The sequence below is a fragment of the Lentzea aerocolonigenes genome (assembly GCF_000955955.1).
Taxonomy (GTDB): Bacteria; Actinomycetota; Actinomycetes; order Mycobacteriales; family Pseudonocardiaceae; genus Lentzea; species Lentzea aerocolonigenes_A.
Genome location: NZ_JYJG01000069.1, coordinates 44,944 through 61,654 on the forward strand (window position 1 = coordinate 44,944; position 16,711 = coordinate 61,654).

Genomic DNA, 16,711 nt, shown 5'->3' on the forward strand with positions numbered 1-16,711 from the left:
GCCATGCTCATCCCTGCACTGGCCGTCGCGGTCGTGACGGCCGTGATCCCCGGCCACTTCGACCAGCCCCAGGACGGTTTCGCGCACCCCTGGACAACCCTGCGCGAGTCCAACCCGTACTGGGCCAACCTGGCCCCGGAGCCGATCAACGCGGCCCTGCGCCAGCTCCGCGACTTCCAGAAACCCCAGGCCAACGGCAAACCGCTGTTCGCCGGCGCGGTCACGATGCTCGTGCACGACGGCAAGATCGTCACGCACGACCGCACCGGCTACGCGGTCCTGTACGAGGACCAGCAAACCCAGCTGCCAGAAGAAGAACGCGTCCCGATGCAGAAGGACACGATCTTCGACCTCGCCTCGATCTCCAAGCTCTTCACGTCGATCGCGGTGATCCAGCAGGTGGAACAAGGCCGCGTCGAGATCGATGAACGCGTCGCCACCTACCTGCCCGAGTTCGGCGTCAACGGCAAGGAGAACATCACCGTCAAGCAGCTCCTCACCCACACGAGCGGCCTCGAACCGTTCATCCCGCTGTGGAAGCTGTACCCGGACATCCCGAGCCGCGTCAAAGCCGTGATGGACGTGAAGCCGAAGTCCACGCCCGGCACCACGTACGTCTACTCCGACCTGAACCTGATCACGCTCGGCGAGCTCGTCCACAAGGTGAGCGGGAAGCGTCTCGACGAAGCAGTGCGAGACGGCATCACCAAGCCGCTCAACATGAAGGACACCGGCTACAACCCGAAGGCCCGCAACCGCACGGCCGCAACGGAGTTCCAGACCGCACCACCACGCGGCATGGTCCGCGGCGAGGTGCACGACGAGAACTCGTGGTCCCTCGGCGGAGTCGCCGGCCACGCGGGCGTCTTCGGCACCGCCAAGGACCTCGCGATCCTCGGCCAGACCATCCTCAACGGCGGCACGTACAACGGCCGCAGGATCCTCAGCGAGCACTCCGTCGAGCTGATGCTGACGAACTTCAACCAGCAGTTCCCGGACAACGACCACGGCCTCGGCTTCGAGCTCAACCAGCGCTGGTACATGGGCGGGCTGAGCAGTCCGGGCACCGCGGGCCACACCGGCTACACCGGCACGTCGTTCGTGATCGACAAGGCCTCCCGGTCGATCGCGATCCTGCTGACCAACCGCGTGCACCCGTCCCGCGACTGGGGCAGCATCAACCCGGCTCGCCGCGCTGTCGCCGACGGCCTGGCCAACGCCCTCGCAGTCCAGTCGCGCGGAAAGCAATGGCGCGCAACGACGAACGGCGGCACTCTCACCGCGGAACGCCCGGTCGAGATCTTCGTGGACGTCGACAAGGGCGACAAGCTGACCGTCCAGCACTGGAACGGCACGGCCTGGCAGGACGCGACGACCATCACGACGACCGAACGCCGTTGGGTGCCAACGGAACCCGTCAAGTCCAGGTTCGTCTACACCAAGGCAGGCCAGTACAACGGCCGTGGCGTCTACGTCCACGCCCGTGGCGAAGTCACCGCGGAAGGCTGGTCAGCAGCACGCCGCTAGCACCTCGGTGAACAGAGGGAGAGCCCGCGGAAACGCGGGCTGTCCAAAACTGATCACGATCCCCGTGCGGTCGTCGTCGCTCTGCTCGTGCCGGAACCACGAGAGAGGGCTGACCTCGATCCCACGCTCACGTGCCATCTGCACGATGGCCTCGTCGTGTGGGGTTTCCAGCACCGCGTGCATCCCTGCCGCGATGCCGGACACCTTCACGTACGGCGACACGGCCTCAACGAGCCGGTCACGCCGCCGCTGGTACTCCAATCGCATCCGCCGCACGTGGCTGTCGTACGCCCCGCACTCCAGGAAGTCGGCCAACGTCAGCTGATCCAACATCGAGATGTACTGCTCGCGGTCCGTCTTCAACGCCAGAATCGGGTCCACGAACCGGTCCGGCAACACCATCCAGGCGATCCGCAACGCCGGTGACAACGCCTTGCTCGACGTGCCCAGATAGACGACGTGCTCGGGATCCAGCCCCTGCACCGCCCCGACCGGCTGCCGGTCGTAGCGGAACTCGCCGTCGTAGTCGTCCTCCAGCACAACGCCACCAACGCGCCGTGCCCACTCCACCGCCGACGCGCGCCGTCGTGGGTGCAGAGGGCCGCCCAACGGGAACTGGTGCGCGGGCGTCAAAACAACCGCACGCCGGTCATCAGGCAGCTGCTCGGTGTTCGCGCCGTGCTCGTCCACCAACAACGGTTCCGTCGCTGTCCACAACGACTGGTGGAACTGCAGCCCGTACTCCTCGACGACGACCGGTGGCTTCAAAAGCCGGTTGAACATCCGGATGCCATCGGCGAACCCCGAGCACACCACGATCCGCTCGGGATCGGCCCGCACACCCCGTGCCCGTGCCAGGTACTCGGCCAGCGCGGTCCGCAGCTCGATCCGCCCCTGCGGGTCGCCAGGCCCGAACGCCTCCGCGGGCGCCGCCGTCAACGCCCGGCGCGTCGACCGGATCCACTCGGTGCGCGGGAACTCGGTGACGTCCGGCGCGCTCTCGGAGAGGTCGAACTGCACAGCCGGGCCGATGACCCGCCGCGTCTTCGGTGGCGGCGGCTCAACCCGTTGCGCCACAACGGTCCCCGAACCCTGCCGCGCGGTCAGCCAGCCCTCTGCCACGAGCTCCGCGTACGCCTCGGCCACGGTGTTCCGCGCGATCCCCAGGTCAGCGGCCAACGACCGCGAGGCGGGCAGGCGGGTCCCGGGAGGCAGGCGAGCCGAGCGGACGGCTTCCCGCAGCGACGCCGTCAACCTGTGCCGCAGACCACCCGGACCGGACAAGTCCAGGTGGAAGTCAAGATTGGCCCACGATTCCACTACTGGATTGCACCATGCCGAGGGCCAATGTGCGGCATAGGTTTGATGCATGACGAACCGCATCAACCTCGCCAAGAAGGCCCCGAAGGTCTACCGCGCCATGATCGCTCTGGACGCCGCCGCCGGCGAGGGCATCGACGAGAACCTCGCCGAGCTGGTCCGGATTCGGGCGTCGCAGCTCAACCACTGCGCCTATTGCATCAACATGCACACCGCCGACGCCCGCAAGAAGGGCGAGACGGAGGCCCGCATCTACCTGCTCAGCGCGTGGCAGGAGGCAGGCGACATCTACACCGAGAAGGAGCAGGCCGCGCTACTGCTGACCGAGGCCATCACGGTGATGAGCAGCCACGAGTACGTGAGTGACGAGGTCTACGCGCAGGCCGCGAAGCACTTCGAAGAGGAGGAGCTCGCACAGCTCATCGCGCTCATCTTCACCATCAACTCGTGGAACCGGATCGCGGTGTCCACTCGGATGGCTCCCGACGTTCACTGAGCTCGCGCCGAGAGAGTGACTTTCGGGCACAGTCCGTTGACCCTCGCAGTGGCGGTTAGTAAGTTTCCCACGTGTCCACTGAGAGCAGTGCCGAATCCAGTCCGCTGGTGAAGATCCGGTCGTTGCTGCCGGGCCTCGCGCGCGCCGAGCAGCGCGTCGCGAAGGTGGTGCTGGAGAACCCGGGGACGGTCGCGCACCGCAGCATCACCGAGGTCGCCGAGCAGGCGGGCACGAGTGAGACGACGGTGACGCGGTTCTGCAAGGCCATCGGCGTCGGCGGGTACCCGGAGCTGCGCATCGCGCTCGCCGCCGACACCGCTCGCAGCCAGGCCAGGGCCAACCACGACATGGGCGGCGACATCGGCCCGGGAGACGACCTCAAGCAGGTCGTCGGCAAGGTCGCGTTCGCCGACGCCCGCGCCGTCGAGGAGACTGCGGAGCAGCTCGACATCGAGTCGCTCGACAAGGTCGTCCAGGCGGTCGCGGGCGCCCGTCGCGTCGACGTCTACGGCTTCGGTGCCAGCGCTTTCGTGGCGTTCGACCTGCAGCAGAAGCTGCACCGCATCGGCCTGACCTGCTTCGCGTGGAACGACACGCACATCGCGCTGACCTCCGCCGCCGTGCTGACCGGCGCGGACGTGGCCGTCGGCATCTCGCACACCGGCTCGACCGCGGAGACCGTCGAGGCGCTGCGGGTGGCCAAGGAGGCCGGCGCCACCACGGTCGCGCTGACGAACTTCCCGCGCTCCCCGATCACCGAGGTCGCCGACCTCGTGCTGACCACGGCCGCGCGCGAGACCACGTTCCGCTCCGGCGCGATGGCCAGCCGCATCGCGCAGCTGACCGTGATCGACTGCCTGTTCATCGGCGTCGCCCAGCACCACGTCGACTCGGCGAAGACGGCGCTGGAGGCGACCTACGAAGCGGTGTCCGGCCACCGGCTCGGCGCGAGACCAGACGGCCGCCGACGGCCACGGGAGACGACTAAATGATCTCCCCCCGGAACGGTGTGGTGGTGCGCGTGGAATCTCCGACGGAGCAACGGAACCCTCGCACGACCGACATCGACCGGGTCCCCACGATCGACGTGCTGCGGATGATCAACGACGAGGACCGCACGGTCCCGTCCGCGGTCGCCGCGGCACTGCCGGAACTGGCTCGCGCGGTCGACCTCGGCGTCACCGCGATCATGTCCGGCGGCCGCGTGCACTACGTCGGCGCGGGCACGTCCGGGCGACTGGCAACGCTGGACGCCGCCGAACTGGTGCCCACGTTCAACGTCCCGGCCGACTGGTTCGTCGCCCACCACGCGGGCGGCTCCGAGGCCCTCGTCCGCGCGGTCGAGGAGGTCGAGGACAGCTCCGGCGCAGCCCAGATCCGCCGCGACGCCACACCGAAAGACCTGGTCGTGGGCGTGACGGCGTCCGGGCGCACGCCGTTCGTGATCGGTGCGCTGGAAGAGGCGCAAGCGCTTGGCGCCCACACCGTGCTGGTGTCGAACAACGCGTCGGTGCCGATCACGCCGGACGTGCTCGTCGCGTTGGACACCGGCCCGGAAGCCATCGCCGGATCGACGCGGATGAAGGCGGGGTCGGCCCAGAAGCTGGTCCTGACCTCGTTCTCCACCGCGGTGATGATCAAGCTCGGCCGCACCTACTCGAACCTGATGGTCAGCATGCGGGCGACGAACGCGAAGCTGCGCGGCCGCACGATCCGGATCCTGCACGAGGCCACCGGGCTGCCTGAGAACGACTGCGCGCAGGCGTTGGCGGACGCGGCAGGCGACCTCAAGGTGGCGCTGGTGCACCTGCTGTCGGGCGAACCGACCGAACGTGCGGCCGCCGCCCTCGAGGACACGAAGGGGCACGTCCGCAACGCGCTGGACCGGCTAGCCGGGTAGGACGGGACGCCACGGGATCGGCGTCGACAGCACCATCGCGCTCGACGTCTCCCCGTGCGCGGCCAGCCGGACGAGCAGCCGTTCCAACTCGATGATCGACGTCGTGACCACCTTCACCACCGAGCAGATCTCTCCGGTCAGCCGCACCACTTCGACCACCTCGGGAACGTCGTCGAGCAGCTCCGGGTGGACCGTGATGCACCGCGGGCCGTAGCACTTCATGCGCACCAACGCGACGACCGGACGTCCGACGACGGTGGGGTCGACCACGGCGCGATAGCCGGTGATCGCGCCCATGTTCTCGAGCCGGCGGACCCGTTGGGCGACCGTCGGCGGGGAGACGTGCACGCGTCGTGCGAGTTCGTTGTACGACAGGCGCGCATCCTCTTGGAGGGCCTCCAACAGGGCCTTGTCGACCTCGTCCAACATGAACGCAAAGCTACTCGCCGATCTGCTTTGCAATCAGAAGAAGTTCGAGCCGAACGCCTTTCGTCGTCCATTCAGGTGACGAGGTCCAGGCAGGAGGATTGAAGGCATGAGCTGCCCCGTGTCCCCCAAGCTGGATTTCGGCGGCACCACGCCGTACGAGGACTACGTGCACGCGTCGGTGTTGCACACCCTTCAACAGCAGTGGTCCAAGGACCCGCGCGAGATGTCGTTCCTGGTCATCACGCAGGTCATGGAGCTGTACTTCGGCCTGCTGTGCTTCGAGTGGCGGCAGGCCCAGACCGAACTCCGAGCGGACGACCTGAAAGCCGCCGTGCGCACACTGCGCAGGTCGGATCTGCATCTGCAGGCGCTGTCTGCGGCGTGGCGGCCGATCGCGCGCATGACGCCCACCGAGTTCAACTCGTTCCGCGACGCACTGGGCGAGGGCTCCGGCTTCCAGTCGGGCATGTACCGCGAGATGGAGTTCCTGCTCGGCGAGAAGTCCGCGTCGATGCTCGTGCCGCACCGCGCGGTGCCCGCGATGCACGCGCAACTGGAGGAGTCGCTCGGGAAGCCCTCGCTGTACGACGACGTGCTGGCGGCGTTGAAGCGTCGCGGGTTCGACATCCCGGCCGAGGTGCTCGAACGCGACCTGACCAAGGCCTACGAACCGTCGGCCGAGGTCGAGCAGGTGTGGGCGGAGATCTACCGCGGCGACGACCGCGACCTGCTCGAACTCGGGGAGGCCCTGACCGACATCGCCGAGGAGTTCGCGCGCTGGCGGTATGACCACCTGCTCGCGACCCGGCGTTCGATGGGAGCGAAGGTCGGCACCGGTGGGTCCGCTGGTGTTGCCTGGCTGGAGAAGCGCACCCAACGAGCGGTGTTCCCCGAGCTGTGGACTGCCAGGAGCTACGTGTGAAGCGCGAGCTGTTCGACCTTCCCGAAGGTGTCATCTACCTCGACGGCAACTCGCTCGGCGCACCGCCGAAGCACGTCGCCGAACGCATGCAGGAAGTCGTCAAACACCAGTGGGGCACCCGGCTGATCAGGTCGTGGTCGGAGGGCTGGTGGGAGGCGCCGCAACGGATCGGCGACCGCATCGGCCGGCTGATCGGAGCGGCTCCCGGCCAGGTCGTGGTCGGTGACTCCACGTCGGTCAACGTCTTCAAGGCGTTGATGGGAGCCGTGAAAGGGACCAGCCGCACGGAGATCGTGTGCGACGAGTCGACGTTCCCGACCGACGGGTACATCGCGCAGTCCGTGGCCTCGTTGACAGGGCTGAAGATCCGGGCCGCGCGTCCGTCCTCTTTGGATCTCACCGAGGACACGGCCGTAGTGCTGCTCAACCACGTCGACTACCGGACCGGCGAGCTGCAGGACATGAAGGCGCTCACCGAGCGGGCGCATGATGTTGGCGCACAGGTGGTCTGGGACCTCTGCCACAGCGCGGGCGTGCTGCCGATCGAGCTGGACGCGCTGAACGTCGACTTCGCCATCGGCTGCACCTACAAGTTCCTCAACGGCGGACCTGGCTCACCCGCGTTCATTTACGTGCCGAAGCACAGGCAGAGCACGTTCGAGAACCCGTTGTCGGGCTGGAACGGGCACCGCGAGCCGTTCGCGATGGCGGCGAGCTACGAACCCGATCCCGGCATCGTGCGAGCGCGGGTCGGCACGCCGGACATCCTGTCGATGCTGGCGTTGGACGCCTCGCTGGACGTGTGGGACGACGTCGATCTGCACGAACTGCGTGAGCGCGGCCTCAAGCTCACCCAGTTGTTCCGCGAGCACGTCGAGAAGCTCACGAACCTCGAAGTGATCACACCCGAGGTGCGCGGCAACCAGGTCTCGGTGCGCTGCCCGGACGCCCGCGAGGTCATGGACGAACTGATCGCGCGGGGCGTCATCGGCGACCACCGGCCGCCGGACATCCTCCGCTTCGGGTTCGCGCCGCTCTACGTGACGGACGAGGAAGCGATCAAGGCCGCCGAAGTTCTGGCTGAGATCACCCGGTGAGTGCGGCGTCCGCGATGCTCTTCGCCTCGCGGGCGCCCGCTTCCAAAGCCGAGCAGACGAACAGGATCCACTGAGCCAGGCCCTCGATCTCGCCGGACGCGAACGCCACGGACGCCGCTTCGTACTCGGACGAACGGCGCAGGCACGCCACCTCCGGCACGCCCAGGCCCTTGGGGTCGAGACCGCTGGAGATCGACGTCATCCGGGCCGCGGCACGGGCGACCACACCGTTGGCGACCTCGAACGGGGCCAGGCCGAGCAGTTCGCCGTGCACCACCGCGACCAGAACCGGCGCCGGCACGGACGTTCCGCCGGTGACCAGTGACGCGAGCAGGTCGAGTCGCTGCGACACGTGCTCGGAGACGCGCGGCCGTCCGACGTCGGCAGTCAGATCCGCGGCGGCGAGAACGTGCAACCGCGCGAGGGCCTGCAACGGCGCGCGTTGCCAAACACCAACCAGACCGCCCAGTGCCTCGGCAACGCGCAAAGACCCTGCCAGCACGGGATCAGTGACCTCTCCGGAGGACGGGATCTCGGTCGGCCCACCCTCCAGCGCGGCCGACGCACGGGCCGCGCGGACGGACGCTTCGGCCGCCGTCGTGGCCCAGCCGCGCAAGTTCACCCGATGGCGGTGCACCTGGAAGACGGCGTCCTTGGCCGCGTTGGCGGCGTCGGCCACACCAGGCAAGGAAAGCAGCGGAGCAAGCGGATCGGTCACGGTCGCGCAGAGTACCTGACCAGGTGAAACGCGTGATCCAGCTCACTGGCCAGACCGTTGAGCGCGCAACTTCGCCCGTTCATCGCGCCACACGTGCTTCAACCAGACAAAACGGGTTACACAATGACAGCCGTGTAACCAACCTCCCAAGATTGGTCTGAACCTTTCGGGGGAGGAGCCTGTTGGAAGTGAACTGGCTCGCACTACGGTCAGTACCCGCATCCCCAACCGGTCTGGATTTTCCAGGAGGTCTCGCACCATGACGCAGTCGCCAGGCCAGGGCCAAGCTCTGGACAACCTGCTCACGGAGAGCAGGACGTTCCCGCCCTCCGACGAGTTCGCGGCGCAGGCGAACGCGCAGCCCGAGCTGTACGAGGAGGCGAAGGCCGACCGCGAGGCGTTCTGGGCGAAGCAGGCGGAGCGGCTGCACTGGGACACCAAGTGGACGCAGGTGCTCGACTGGTCGGACGCGCCGTTCGCGAAGTGGTTCGTCGGCGGCAAGCTCAACGTCGCCTACAACTGCGTCGACCGGCACGTCGAGTCCGGCCACGGCGACCAGGTCGCCATCCACTGGGAGGGCGAGCCCGGTGACTCCCGCGCCATCACCTACGCCGAGCTGCAGCGCGAGGTCTGCAAGGCCGCGAACGCGCTGAAGTCGCTGGGCATCGGCGCCGAGGACCGCGTCGCGATCTACATGCCGATGGTCCCAGAGGCGATCTTCTCGATGCTCGCCTGCGCCCGTCTCGGCGCGATGCACAGCGTCGTGTTCGGCGGCTTCTCCGCCGAGGCGCTGCGCACCCGCATCGAGGACTCCTCGTGCAAGCTCGTGATCACGACCGACGGTCAGTTCCGCCGCGGCAACCCGTTCCCGCTCAAGCCCGCCGTGGACGAGGCCGTCGCCGCCGCGCCGTCCGTGGAGAAGGTGCTCGTCGTGCGGCGCACCGGTTCCGAGGTCGCGTGGTCGGACAAGGACGTGTGGTGGCACGAGCTGGTGGACGGCCAGTCCGACGTGCACACCCCCGAGGCGTTCGACTCGGAGCACCCGCTCTTCATCCTCTACACCTCGGGCACCACGGGTAAGCCGAAGGGCATCCTGCACACGTCCGGCGGCTACCTCACGCAGGCGTCGTACACGCAGCACTACGTCTTCGACCTCAAGCCGGACACCGACGTGTACTGGTGCACCGCGGACATCGGCTGGGTCACCGGCCACAGCTACATCGTCTACGGCCCGCTGTCGAACCGCGTGACGCAGGTCGTCTACGAAGGCACGCCGAACACCCCGCACGAGGGCCGCCACTGGGAGATCGTGCAGAAGTACGGCGTCTCGATCTACTACACGGCGCCGACGCTGATCCGCACCTTCATGAAGTGGGGCGCGGACATCCCGGCCAAGTACGACCTGTCGTCGTTGCGCGTGCTGGGTTCGGTCGGCGAGCCGATCAACCCCGAGGCGTGGATCTGGTACCGCGAGAACGTCGGTGGCGGCAAGGCCCCCATCGTCGACACGTGGTGGCAGACCGAGACCGGCGCGATCATGATCTCGCCGCTGCCCGGTGTCATCTCGACCAAGCCCGGCTCGGCGCAGCAGCCGCTGCCCGGCATCGGCGCGAAGGTCGTCAACGACGAGGGCGTCGAGGTGCCCCACGGTGGCGGTGGCTACCTGGTGCTGGACGAGCCGTGGCCGTCGATGCTGCGCGGCATCTGGGGCGACGAGGAGCGCTACCGCGACACGTACTGGTCGCGCTTCGGCGAGCAGGGCTTCTACTTCGCGGGTGACGGCGCCAAGTACGACGCCGACGGCGACATCTGGCTGCTCGGCCGGGTCGACGACGTGATGAACGTGTCCGGCCACCGCATCTCCACCACCGAGGTCGAGTCCGCACTGGTCTCGCACCCGACCGTGGCTGAAGCCGCGGTCGTGGGCGCATCCGACGCGACCACCGGCCAGGGCATCGTGGCGTTCGTGATCCTGCGCGGTGGTGCGGGCTCCGACGCCGGTGGTGCCGAGGCGATCAAGGCGCTGCGCGACCACGTGGCCAAGGAGATCGGCCCGATCGCGAAGCCGCGGCAGATCATGGTCGTGCCGGAGCTGCCGAAGACCCGCTCGGGCAAGATCATGCGCCGCCTGCTGCGCGATGTGGCCGAGAACCGTGCCGTCGGTGACGTGACGACGCTGGCCGACTCGTCGGTCATGGATCTCATCTCGGCCGGCCTGCAGTCGGGCAAGTCCGAGGACTGATCTGCGTAAACGTGACGGGCGCCCTCGGAAGAGGGCGCCCGTTCGCGTTAAGGTTGCATCAGGGTGAGCCGGGAAGTCTGGTCGGCACGAGGATTTGTCGTACCTGCTGACCGCTTGGGAGCCCCGTGTCGCGCAAGAAGGCAGTTGTCGCCGAGTTCGCCCGTTACCTCCGCACGGAAACCGTGGGTGGCACCGTGCTGCTCGGCGCCACGGCCATAGCGTTGCTCTGGGCCAATTCGCCGTTGTCCCCCGCCTACTTCGGCCTCAGAGACCTCCAGGCCGGGCCACTGTCCATTGGGGACTGGGCCAAGGACGGGTTGCTGGCCGTCTTCTTCTTCGTGGCCGGGCTTGAGCTCAAACGAGAGCTCGTCGTCGGAGAGCTGTCGCAGCTGAAGGCCGCGATCTTGCCCGTGGTGGCGGCGATCGGCGGCATGATCGTGCCCGCGTTGATCGCGTTGACGATCGGCTGGGGGCAGCCGGGCATCGAGAAAGCGTGGGCGATTCCGGTCGCCACGGACATCGCGTTCGCGCTGGGCGTGCTGGCGATCACCGCGTCCGGGTTGCCGTCGAGTCTGCGGGTGTTCCTGTTGTCGTTGGCCGTGGTGGACGACCTGGGTGCGATCGTCGTGATCGCGATCCTGTTCACGGCGAAGTTCAACCTGCTCGCGGCCGGGGCGGTCGTGCTGCTGCTGGCCCTGTACGCCTTCCTGCAGCACAAGAGGATCACCTCGCCGTTCCTCTACGTGCCGATCGCGCTCGCCACCTGGTGGTTCATGCACGAGTCTGGCATCCACGCGACGATCGCCGGGGTGGCGCTGGCGTTGCTGACGCGGGTGAAGCGCGACCCGTACGAGCAGGAGGCGCCGGCGGTGAGGCTCGAGCACCTGCTGCAGCCGTGGTCGGCTGGGGTGGCGGTGCCGGTGTTCGCGCTGTTCGCGGCCGGGATTCCGGTGGGCGCGGAGGCGTTCGGGAAGCTCTTCGCGGACAAGATCGCGATCGGGGTGATGGTCGGACTGGTCGTCGGCAAGGTGATCGGAATCGTGGGGGCGTCGGCGCTGGCCGTCGCGGTCAAAGCAGCGGTCTGGCCGGCCGGTGCCGGGCCGCGGGACATCGTCGCGGTGGCGACGCTGGGCGGAGTCGGGTTCACGGTCAGCCTGCTGATCGCCGAGCTGTCCCTCGGCGAGGCGGAGACCGCGAAGGCCGCCGTCCTGCTCGCGTCCATGATCGCGTCGCTGCTCGCCGCGGTGTTGCTCATTCGCCGCAGCCGGGCACATGGCACCATGTCCGGGTGACCACCAGGGAGCACATCGCGTCGATTCCGCTGACCGCAGACGACCCGACGGCCGAGGCCTCGATCGGCGGTCTTGTTCGTGATGCGACCGCGCACATGTCGACGTTGGTCAGAGCAGAGGTCGAGCTCGCCAAGGGTGAGCTGGTCAAGGAGCTCAAGAAGGGCGCCTTCGGCAGCGCCTACCTGATCGCCGCTCTCACGGTGCTCTGCTTCAGCCTGTTCTTCCTCTTCATGGCGCTCGGCTTCGGCTTCTCGGAGTGGTGGGGCTGGCCGAGGTGGGCCGGCTTCGGGCTCGTGTTCGTCGTGATGCTCCTCGCCGTCGGGGCGCTGGCCCTGCTCGGCGTGCGCAAGCTGAAGAGGATCAAGGCGCCGGAGAAGTCGATCGCGGAGGCGAAGGAAACGATCGCCGCGCTGACGAGCCGGGGCGACGACAACTGAGCCGCAAACCCGACCCGTCCGTGGTGCGGGTCGCGGGTCCGTGGACGCACCGCGACGTCTCGGCCAACGGCATCCGCCTGCACGTCGCCGAACTCGGCGAGGGACCGCTCGTGCTGCTCCTGCACGGGTTCCCCGAGTTCTGGTGGTCGTGGCGGCACCAGCTGACGACGCTCGCCGAGGCCGGCTACCGCGCGGTGGCCGTCGACCTGCGCGGGTACGGCGACTCGGACAAACCACCGCGCGGCTACGACGGCTTCACGCTCGCCGGTGACATCGCGGGCCTGATCAAGGCGCTCGGCGCCCAACGCGCACACCTGGTGGGTCACGCGTGGGGCGGCGCCACGGCCTGGACCGTCGGCGCGATCCACCCGCGCCTGGTCTCGTCGATCTCGGTGCTGGCCGCGCCGCACCCGCTGGCGATGCGCCGCGCGTTCCGCAGGCATCCCCGGATCAACTCGCACGTGCTGCGCTTCCAGCTGCCGATCTACCCGGAACGCTGGCTGACCGGCGAGAACGGCCTGCAGGTCGCCCGGCTGCTGTCGGCGTGGTCCGGGCCGAAGTGGCGGTCAGCGCCCGAGTTCGACGAGGTCATCCGCCGCTGCCGCCAGGCGATGACGATCCCCGGCGTCGCCCACAGCGCGATGGAGTACTTCCGGTGGGCGGTGCGCTCGCAGATCCGCAGCGACGGCCGCCGGTTCATCGAGGCGGTCGACAAGCCGATGCAGGTGCCGGTGCTGCAGATCCACGGCGCCCTGGACCCGATCACCCTGGAGTCCTCCGCCCGCGAGTCGCGACCGTGGCTCGGGCCGGGGTCGGAGTTCCGGTGCCTGCCCGAGGTGGGGCACTTCCCGAACCAGGAGGCGTCCCACACCACGAGCAGGCTGATCACCGAGTTCCTGCGGAAGACGTCCTGAACGCGGTCGTCAGCGCTCCGGCCGGGTCGTCCGGCAGATCCACCGAACGCCAGGCGATGTAGCCGTCCGGCCGCACCAGCGACGCGCCCTTTTCGGACAGTCCGAACAGCTCCAGCTGCTCGATCCGCTCATACGTCACGCCCGCTCGTTGCGCCGCCTCCTCCCACTGCGGGTGGTCGGCGACGAGCACCCAGCCGCGCTGGAAGAGGTCCAAAGTGGACTTGCCCGGCTCGATCCACGCGTGCGGGGCGCGCGTGCCCGGCTGGCCGTTCCACAGCTCCGGGAGCTGCGCCGGCGGCAGTTCAGGTCCGGCTCCCAGCACGGCGTCCGAGCGGTAGAGCATGCCGAAGTGCATGGCGTTGTTGTCGTACAGCACGGCGTCCTCGGGCTCGCCGTCCCGGTTGTGGCCGTCGTTGCGCGCGAAGATCTGCTGGTGGCAGAGGGTCGCGACCGGGCGCCGTTCCGCGTCGTAGGTGTCCAACAAGGACGGTCGTGACTCGCCGCCCAGCACGGCGGCGAGCTTCCAGGCCAGGTTGTGCGCGTCCTCGATGCCCACATTCGCCCCGAACCCGCCACGGCTCGGCGGCAACGTGTGCGCGGCGTCGCCTGCCAGGAAGATCCGGCCGGCCGAGAACTGGTCGGCGACGCCCGCGGAGATCGTCCAGCGCCCCGTCGTGATGATCTCGACGGGCAGGTCGTCCCTGCCGATCGCCTGGTAGATCCTGGCCACCAGCTCGGCCTCGGTGTAGTCGCGGTCTTCGAGCATCAGCACCCAGCGGCCGTCGCCGTAGGTGGTCAGGAAGCCGATGCCGTCGATCACGAACTGGCCGATCCCGTCCTTGAGGTACTCGTCCAGCGGCGCGCGGAACAGCACGCTGCGGGAGGTGTGCATGAACCCGCGACCGGTGCGGGTGATGCCGAGCGCCTCCCGGATCGGGCTGCGGTGGCCATCGGCCGCGACCAGGTAGTCCGCCCGGATCTCGTACGGCTCGCCATCGCCCTGCACGATCGCCGTCACGCCCTCGTCGTCCTGCGAGAACTCCAGCATCCGGGTGCTCATCCGGATGTCCGCGCCGAGCTGGCGGGCCTTGTCCCGCAGCAGCGGCTCCATCCGGTCCTGGGCCACCCCGACGCCCTTCGACGGCGAGTACTCGACGTCGGAGATCTCGGCCGGAGGCGACCAGAACGTCTCGTCGTACTTCCTCCCGACCAGGCTCTCCGCCTTGACCCGCCGGATGCCGAAGCCCTTGCCCACGTTGCTGCGCGGCAGCTCGTCCGCCAGCCCGGTCGCGCGCATCAGCTCGCCCACCCGAGCGTTGAAACCGACCGCCCGCGGGTGCGGTGAGCTGCCCGGATGCTTCTCCACCAGCGTCACGTCCACACCGCGCCACGCCATGAACAACGCGGCCGACGTTCCCGCCAGGCCTCCCCCGACCACCAACACAGAAGTCTTCACCAGCATCCCCTCTCGATACGCTGTATCGCTCAATACACTGTATCGCAAGGAGACGCTGTATTGTCCAGCCCGATGCCGAACGAACTCGTGTGGGACCGCCCAGAGCCGCCCAGCAAGCCGTCGCCGACCCCGTTGAGCAGGGATCTGATCGTGAGCGCCGCGATCAGGCTCGCCGACGAGGGTGGGCTCGACGAGGTGTCGCTGCGCAAGGTGGCCGCCGCGTTGAACGCCGGCCCCATGCGGCTGTACGGCTACATCGAGACCAAGGACGAGCTGCTCGACCTGATGGTCGACGAGGTCTACGGCGAGATCGAACTGCCCCCACCCGGGACCGGCTGGCGCGAGGGGCTGACGCAGATCGCTGCCGGCATCCGCGCGGCGGCGAAGCGGCACGAGTGGTTCGTCGACCTGGTCGGGGGCCGCCCGCGCCGGGGCCCGAACTCACTGCGGCACATGGAGGCGTCACTCGCCACGCTCGAGGGCAAGCCGGAGTTCCCGACCATCGACCACGTCCTGGGCGCGGTCGGCACGGTGATGGCGTTCGTCCACGGCGCGGTCCGCGGCGAGGTCACCGAGGCGCGCGCCGAACGGTCCACCGGCATGACCGAGGAGCAGTGGCAGCGGGCGTCCGGCCCGTACATCGAGCGGATGCTGGCGACCGGGGAGTTCCCGACGCTCGCCAAGGTCGTGTACGACGCCGAGCACACCAACTCGGCGGCTGTGTTCGACATCGGTCTGAGCTACGTGCTCGACGGCATCGCTACGAGGCACACCCCTGCGTAGACGCGCGGCGGGTCAGCGTCGGCGCCTTCTGCGCCATCGACTGCACCTGCTGCGCGGTCAGCACGAAGCCCGTCTCCGGGTCGTCCACCGCGGCACCGAAGACCACGCCCATCACGCGGCCCTGCGTGTCCACCAGCGGGCCGCCGGAGTTGCCGGACCGGACCTCGGCGCGAACCGTGTAGACGTCCCGCGTGACCGTCTGGGCGTCGTAGATGTCCGGACCGCGCAGCAGCGGGATCCGCTCGCGCACACGGGCCGGGGACGGCTTGTACGGACCGTCCAGCGGATAGCCGAGCACGATGCCGTCCTCGCCGGGCTGCACCTCGTCGCTGCGGAACTGCAGCGGCGTGGCCTCCAGGTCCGGCACCGCGAGCACAGCGATGTCCGTACGCGGGTCGTAGGCGACGACGGTGGCGTCGAACTGGCCGCGGCCGACCTCGACCGTCACCTCGTTCGTGCCGGCGACCACGTGCGCGTTGGTCATGACCCGTTCCGGCGCGATCACGAACCCGGTGCCTTCGAGAGCACGCGAACACGACGGCGCGCGACCGCGGATCTTCAGCACGGACGACTGCAGCCGCTTCGGCACCGGGGAGTTCGCGAGCTGGTCGTTCGGCGGCTCGACCTCCTTGAGCGGCGTCCGGTTGAACGGGTCCATCGCCGCCGGGAAACCCGAGACGTCGAAGAGCTTCTGCAGGTCACCGGACAGCACCCGCGCGGCCTGCGGCATGGTCTGGTCGACCTTGCCGAGGATCACCGACTGCTTGAGCGACGACGTGAGATCAGGCAGGCCGACGACCGAGGTCAGCGGGAGCGCGATCATCCACGCCACGATGAAGACGACCAGGCCCTGCACGATGGCGCCCAGGGCGTTGTCCGCGCCGCGCAACGGCGACGCGTTGACCCTGGCCTTGATCGTCCGCCCGATGTAGACGCCGATCGTCTCGCCCAGCGCCACGAGCAGCACCACGATGCCGACCGCGAACACGACCTTGGTGACGACGTTCTCGAACTGGGACACCAGCAGCGGTGCGATCTGCGTGCCGAGGATCAGGCCGACGAGCACACCGACGAACGCGGGCAGCGCGACGACCATGCCTTGCCTGGCCCCGGACACCGCGGCGATCGCGGCAAGGCCCAGCACGAGCAGGTCAACCCAGTTCAACCCGAAACCTCCG

At 68.6% G+C, this 16,711-nt stretch carries 16 protein-coding genes; 11 read left to right on the forward strand and 5 right to left on the reverse strand.

Annotated elements, in window-relative coordinates; genetic code table 11:
- Positions 1-3: 3 nt before the first annotated feature.
- Positions 4-1,527, forward strand: coding sequence for a serine hydrolase domain-containing protein (locus UK23_RS12305; protein ID WP_045311588.1), 1,524 nt, complete (start codon positions 4-6; stop codon positions 1,525-1,527).
- Here the strand turns inward: UK23_RS12305 and UK23_RS12310 are convergent.
- A complete protein-coding gene (locus UK23_RS12310; protein ID WP_045311589.1) occupies positions 1,510-2,847 on the reverse strand; it encodes a PLP-dependent aminotransferase family protein in 1,338 nt (445 codons plus the stop codon). The two genes, UK23_RS12305 and UK23_RS12310, sit on opposite strands and share 18 nt — an antisense overlap.
- Positions 2,848-2,896: 49 nt before the next feature.
- Between UK23_RS12310 and UK23_RS12315 the strand changes: the two genes are divergently transcribed.
- The 3 genes from UK23_RS12315 to UK23_RS12325 all read left to right on the forward strand — a co-directional run bounded on the left by UK23_RS12315 (position 2,897) and on the right by UK23_RS12325 (position 5,243).
- On the forward strand, positions 2,897-3,343 hold the full coding sequence (locus UK23_RS12315) for a carboxymuconolactone decarboxylase family protein (protein WP_045311590.1): 447 nt from the start codon (positions 2,897-2,899) through the stop codon (positions 3,341-3,343).
- A gap of 71 nt (positions 3,344-3,414) precedes the next feature.
- Complete coding sequence (locus UK23_RS12320) at positions 3,415-4,335, forward strand: MurR/RpiR family transcriptional regulator (RefSeq protein ID WP_082114597.1); 921 nt, start codon at positions 3,415-3,417, stop codon at positions 4,333-4,335.
- Positions 4,332-5,243, forward strand: a complete 912-nt coding sequence (locus UK23_RS12325; RefSeq protein ID WP_045311592.1) for an N-acetylmuramic acid 6-phosphate etherase — start codon at positions 4,332-4,334, stop codon at positions 5,241-5,243. The genes UK23_RS12320 and UK23_RS12325 overlap by 4 nt, the downstream gene beginning before the upstream one ends.
- Here UK23_RS12325 and UK23_RS12330 read toward each other — a convergent pair.
- Positions 5,232-5,672, reverse strand: coding sequence for an Lrp/AsnC family transcriptional regulator (locus UK23_RS12330; RefSeq protein ID WP_196777713.1), 441 nt, complete (start codon positions 5,670-5,672; stop codon positions 5,232-5,234). The genes UK23_RS12325 and UK23_RS12330 overlap by 12 nt on opposite strands.
- Positions 5,673-5,778: 106 nt before the next feature.
- Between UK23_RS12330 and UK23_RS12335 the strand changes: the two genes are divergently transcribed.
- Together UK23_RS12335 and kynU are read left to right on the forward strand one after the other, a co-directional pair.
- Positions 5,779-6,594, forward strand: coding sequence for a tryptophan 2,3-dioxygenase (locus tag UK23_RS12335; protein WP_045311593.1), 816 nt, complete (start codon positions 5,779-5,781; stop codon positions 6,592-6,594).
- Positions 6,591-7,691 carry a kynureninase gene (gene kynU, locus UK23_RS12340; RefSeq protein ID WP_231114471.1) on the forward strand — a complete coding sequence of 367 codons (1,101 nt, stop codon included), beginning with the start codon at positions 6,591-6,593 and terminating at the stop codon, positions 7,689-7,691. Before UK23_RS12335 ends, kynU begins: the two co-directional genes overlap by 4 nt.
- On the opposite strand, the gene UK23_RS12345 is transcribed toward kynU, so the two are convergent.
- A complete protein-coding gene (locus tag UK23_RS12345) occupies positions 7,681-8,409 on the reverse strand; it encodes a hypothetical protein (RefSeq protein ID WP_045311595.1) in 729 nt (242 codons plus the stop codon). The genes kynU and UK23_RS12345 overlap by 11 nt on opposite strands.
- Before the next feature lie 259 nt (positions 8,410-8,668).
- Between UK23_RS12345 and acs the strand changes: the two genes are divergently transcribed.
- The 4 genes from acs (at position 8,669) to UK23_RS12365 (ending at position 13,294) form a co-directional block, all read left to right on the forward strand.
- Positions 8,669-10,651 carry an acetate--CoA ligase gene (gene acs, locus UK23_RS12350; protein WP_045311596.1) on the forward strand — a complete coding sequence of 661 codons (1,983 nt, stop codon included), beginning with the start codon at positions 8,669-8,671 and terminating at the stop codon, positions 10,649-10,651.
- A 125-nt stretch (positions 10,652-10,776) separates the two neighbouring features.
- A complete protein-coding gene (gene nhaA / locus UK23_RS12355) occupies positions 10,777-11,943 on the forward strand; it encodes a Na+/H+ antiporter NhaA (protein WP_045311597.1) in 1,167 nt (388 codons plus the stop codon).
- Positions 11,940-12,380, forward strand: a complete 441-nt coding sequence (locus tag UK23_RS12360) for a phage holin family protein (RefSeq protein WP_045311598.1) — start codon at positions 11,940-11,942, stop codon at positions 12,378-12,380. Before nhaA ends, UK23_RS12360 begins: the two co-directional genes overlap by 4 nt.
- The gene (locus tag UK23_RS12365) at positions 12,377-13,294 is read left to right on the forward strand and encodes an alpha/beta fold hydrolase (protein ID WP_045311630.1); all 918 of its coding nucleotides are present in this window, start codon (positions 12,377-12,379) and stop codon (positions 13,292-13,294) included. The genes UK23_RS12360 and UK23_RS12365 overlap by 4 nt, the downstream gene beginning before the upstream one ends.
- On the opposite strand, the gene UK23_RS12370 is transcribed toward UK23_RS12365, so the two are convergent.
- Complete coding sequence (locus UK23_RS12370; protein WP_231114472.1) at positions 13,266-14,750, reverse strand: FAD-dependent monooxygenase; 1,485 nt, start codon at positions 14,748-14,750, stop codon at positions 13,266-13,268. The genes UK23_RS12365 and UK23_RS12370 overlap by 29 nt on opposite strands.
- A 72-nt stretch (positions 14,751-14,822) precedes the next feature.
- Between UK23_RS12370 and UK23_RS12375 the strand changes: the two genes are divergently transcribed.
- Entirely contained in the window at positions 14,823-15,533 is a 711-nt protein-coding gene (locus tag UK23_RS12375) for a TetR/AcrR family transcriptional regulator (RefSeq protein WP_045311600.1), read from the forward strand.
- Here UK23_RS12375 and UK23_RS12380 read toward each other — a convergent pair.
- Positions 15,511-16,698 carry a MarP family serine protease gene (locus UK23_RS12380; RefSeq protein ID WP_045311601.1) on the reverse strand — a complete coding sequence of 396 codons (1,188 nt, stop codon included), beginning with the start codon at positions 16,696-16,698 and terminating at the stop codon, positions 15,511-15,513. The two genes, UK23_RS12375 and UK23_RS12380, sit on opposite strands and share 23 nt — an antisense overlap.
- Between the last annotated feature and the right edge of the window lie 13 nt (positions 16,699-16,711).

Excerpts from the sequence above, each read along its gene's own strand:
- UK23_RS12325 (WP_045311592.1), top strand. The coding sequence starts at position 4,332 with ATGATCTCCCCCCGGAACGGTGTGGTGGTGCGCGTGGAATCTCCGACG.
- UK23_RS12335 (WP_045311593.1), top strand. The coding sequence starts at position 5,779 with ATGAGCTGCCCCGTGTCCCCCAAGCTGGATTTCGGCGGCACCACGCCG.
- UK23_RS12375 (WP_045311600.1), top strand. The coding sequence starts at position 14,823 with ATGCCGAACGAACTCGTGTGGGACCGCCCAGAGCCGCCCAGCAAGCCG.
- UK23_RS12330 (WP_196777713.1), bottom strand. The coding sequence starts at position 5,672 with ATGTTGGACGAGGTCGACAAGGCCCTGTTGGAGGCCCTCCAAGAGGAT.
- UK23_RS12305 (WP_045311588.1), top strand. The coding sequence starts at position 4 with ATGCTCATCCCTGCACTGGCCGTCGCGGTCGTGACGGCCGTGATCCCC.
- acs (WP_045311596.1), top strand. The coding sequence starts at position 8,669 with ATGACGCAGTCGCCAGGCCAGGGCCAAGCTCTGGACAACCTGCTCACG.
- UK23_RS12315 (WP_045311590.1), top strand. The coding sequence starts at position 2,897 with ATGACGAACCGCATCAACCTCGCCAAGAAGGCCCCGAAGGTCTACCGC.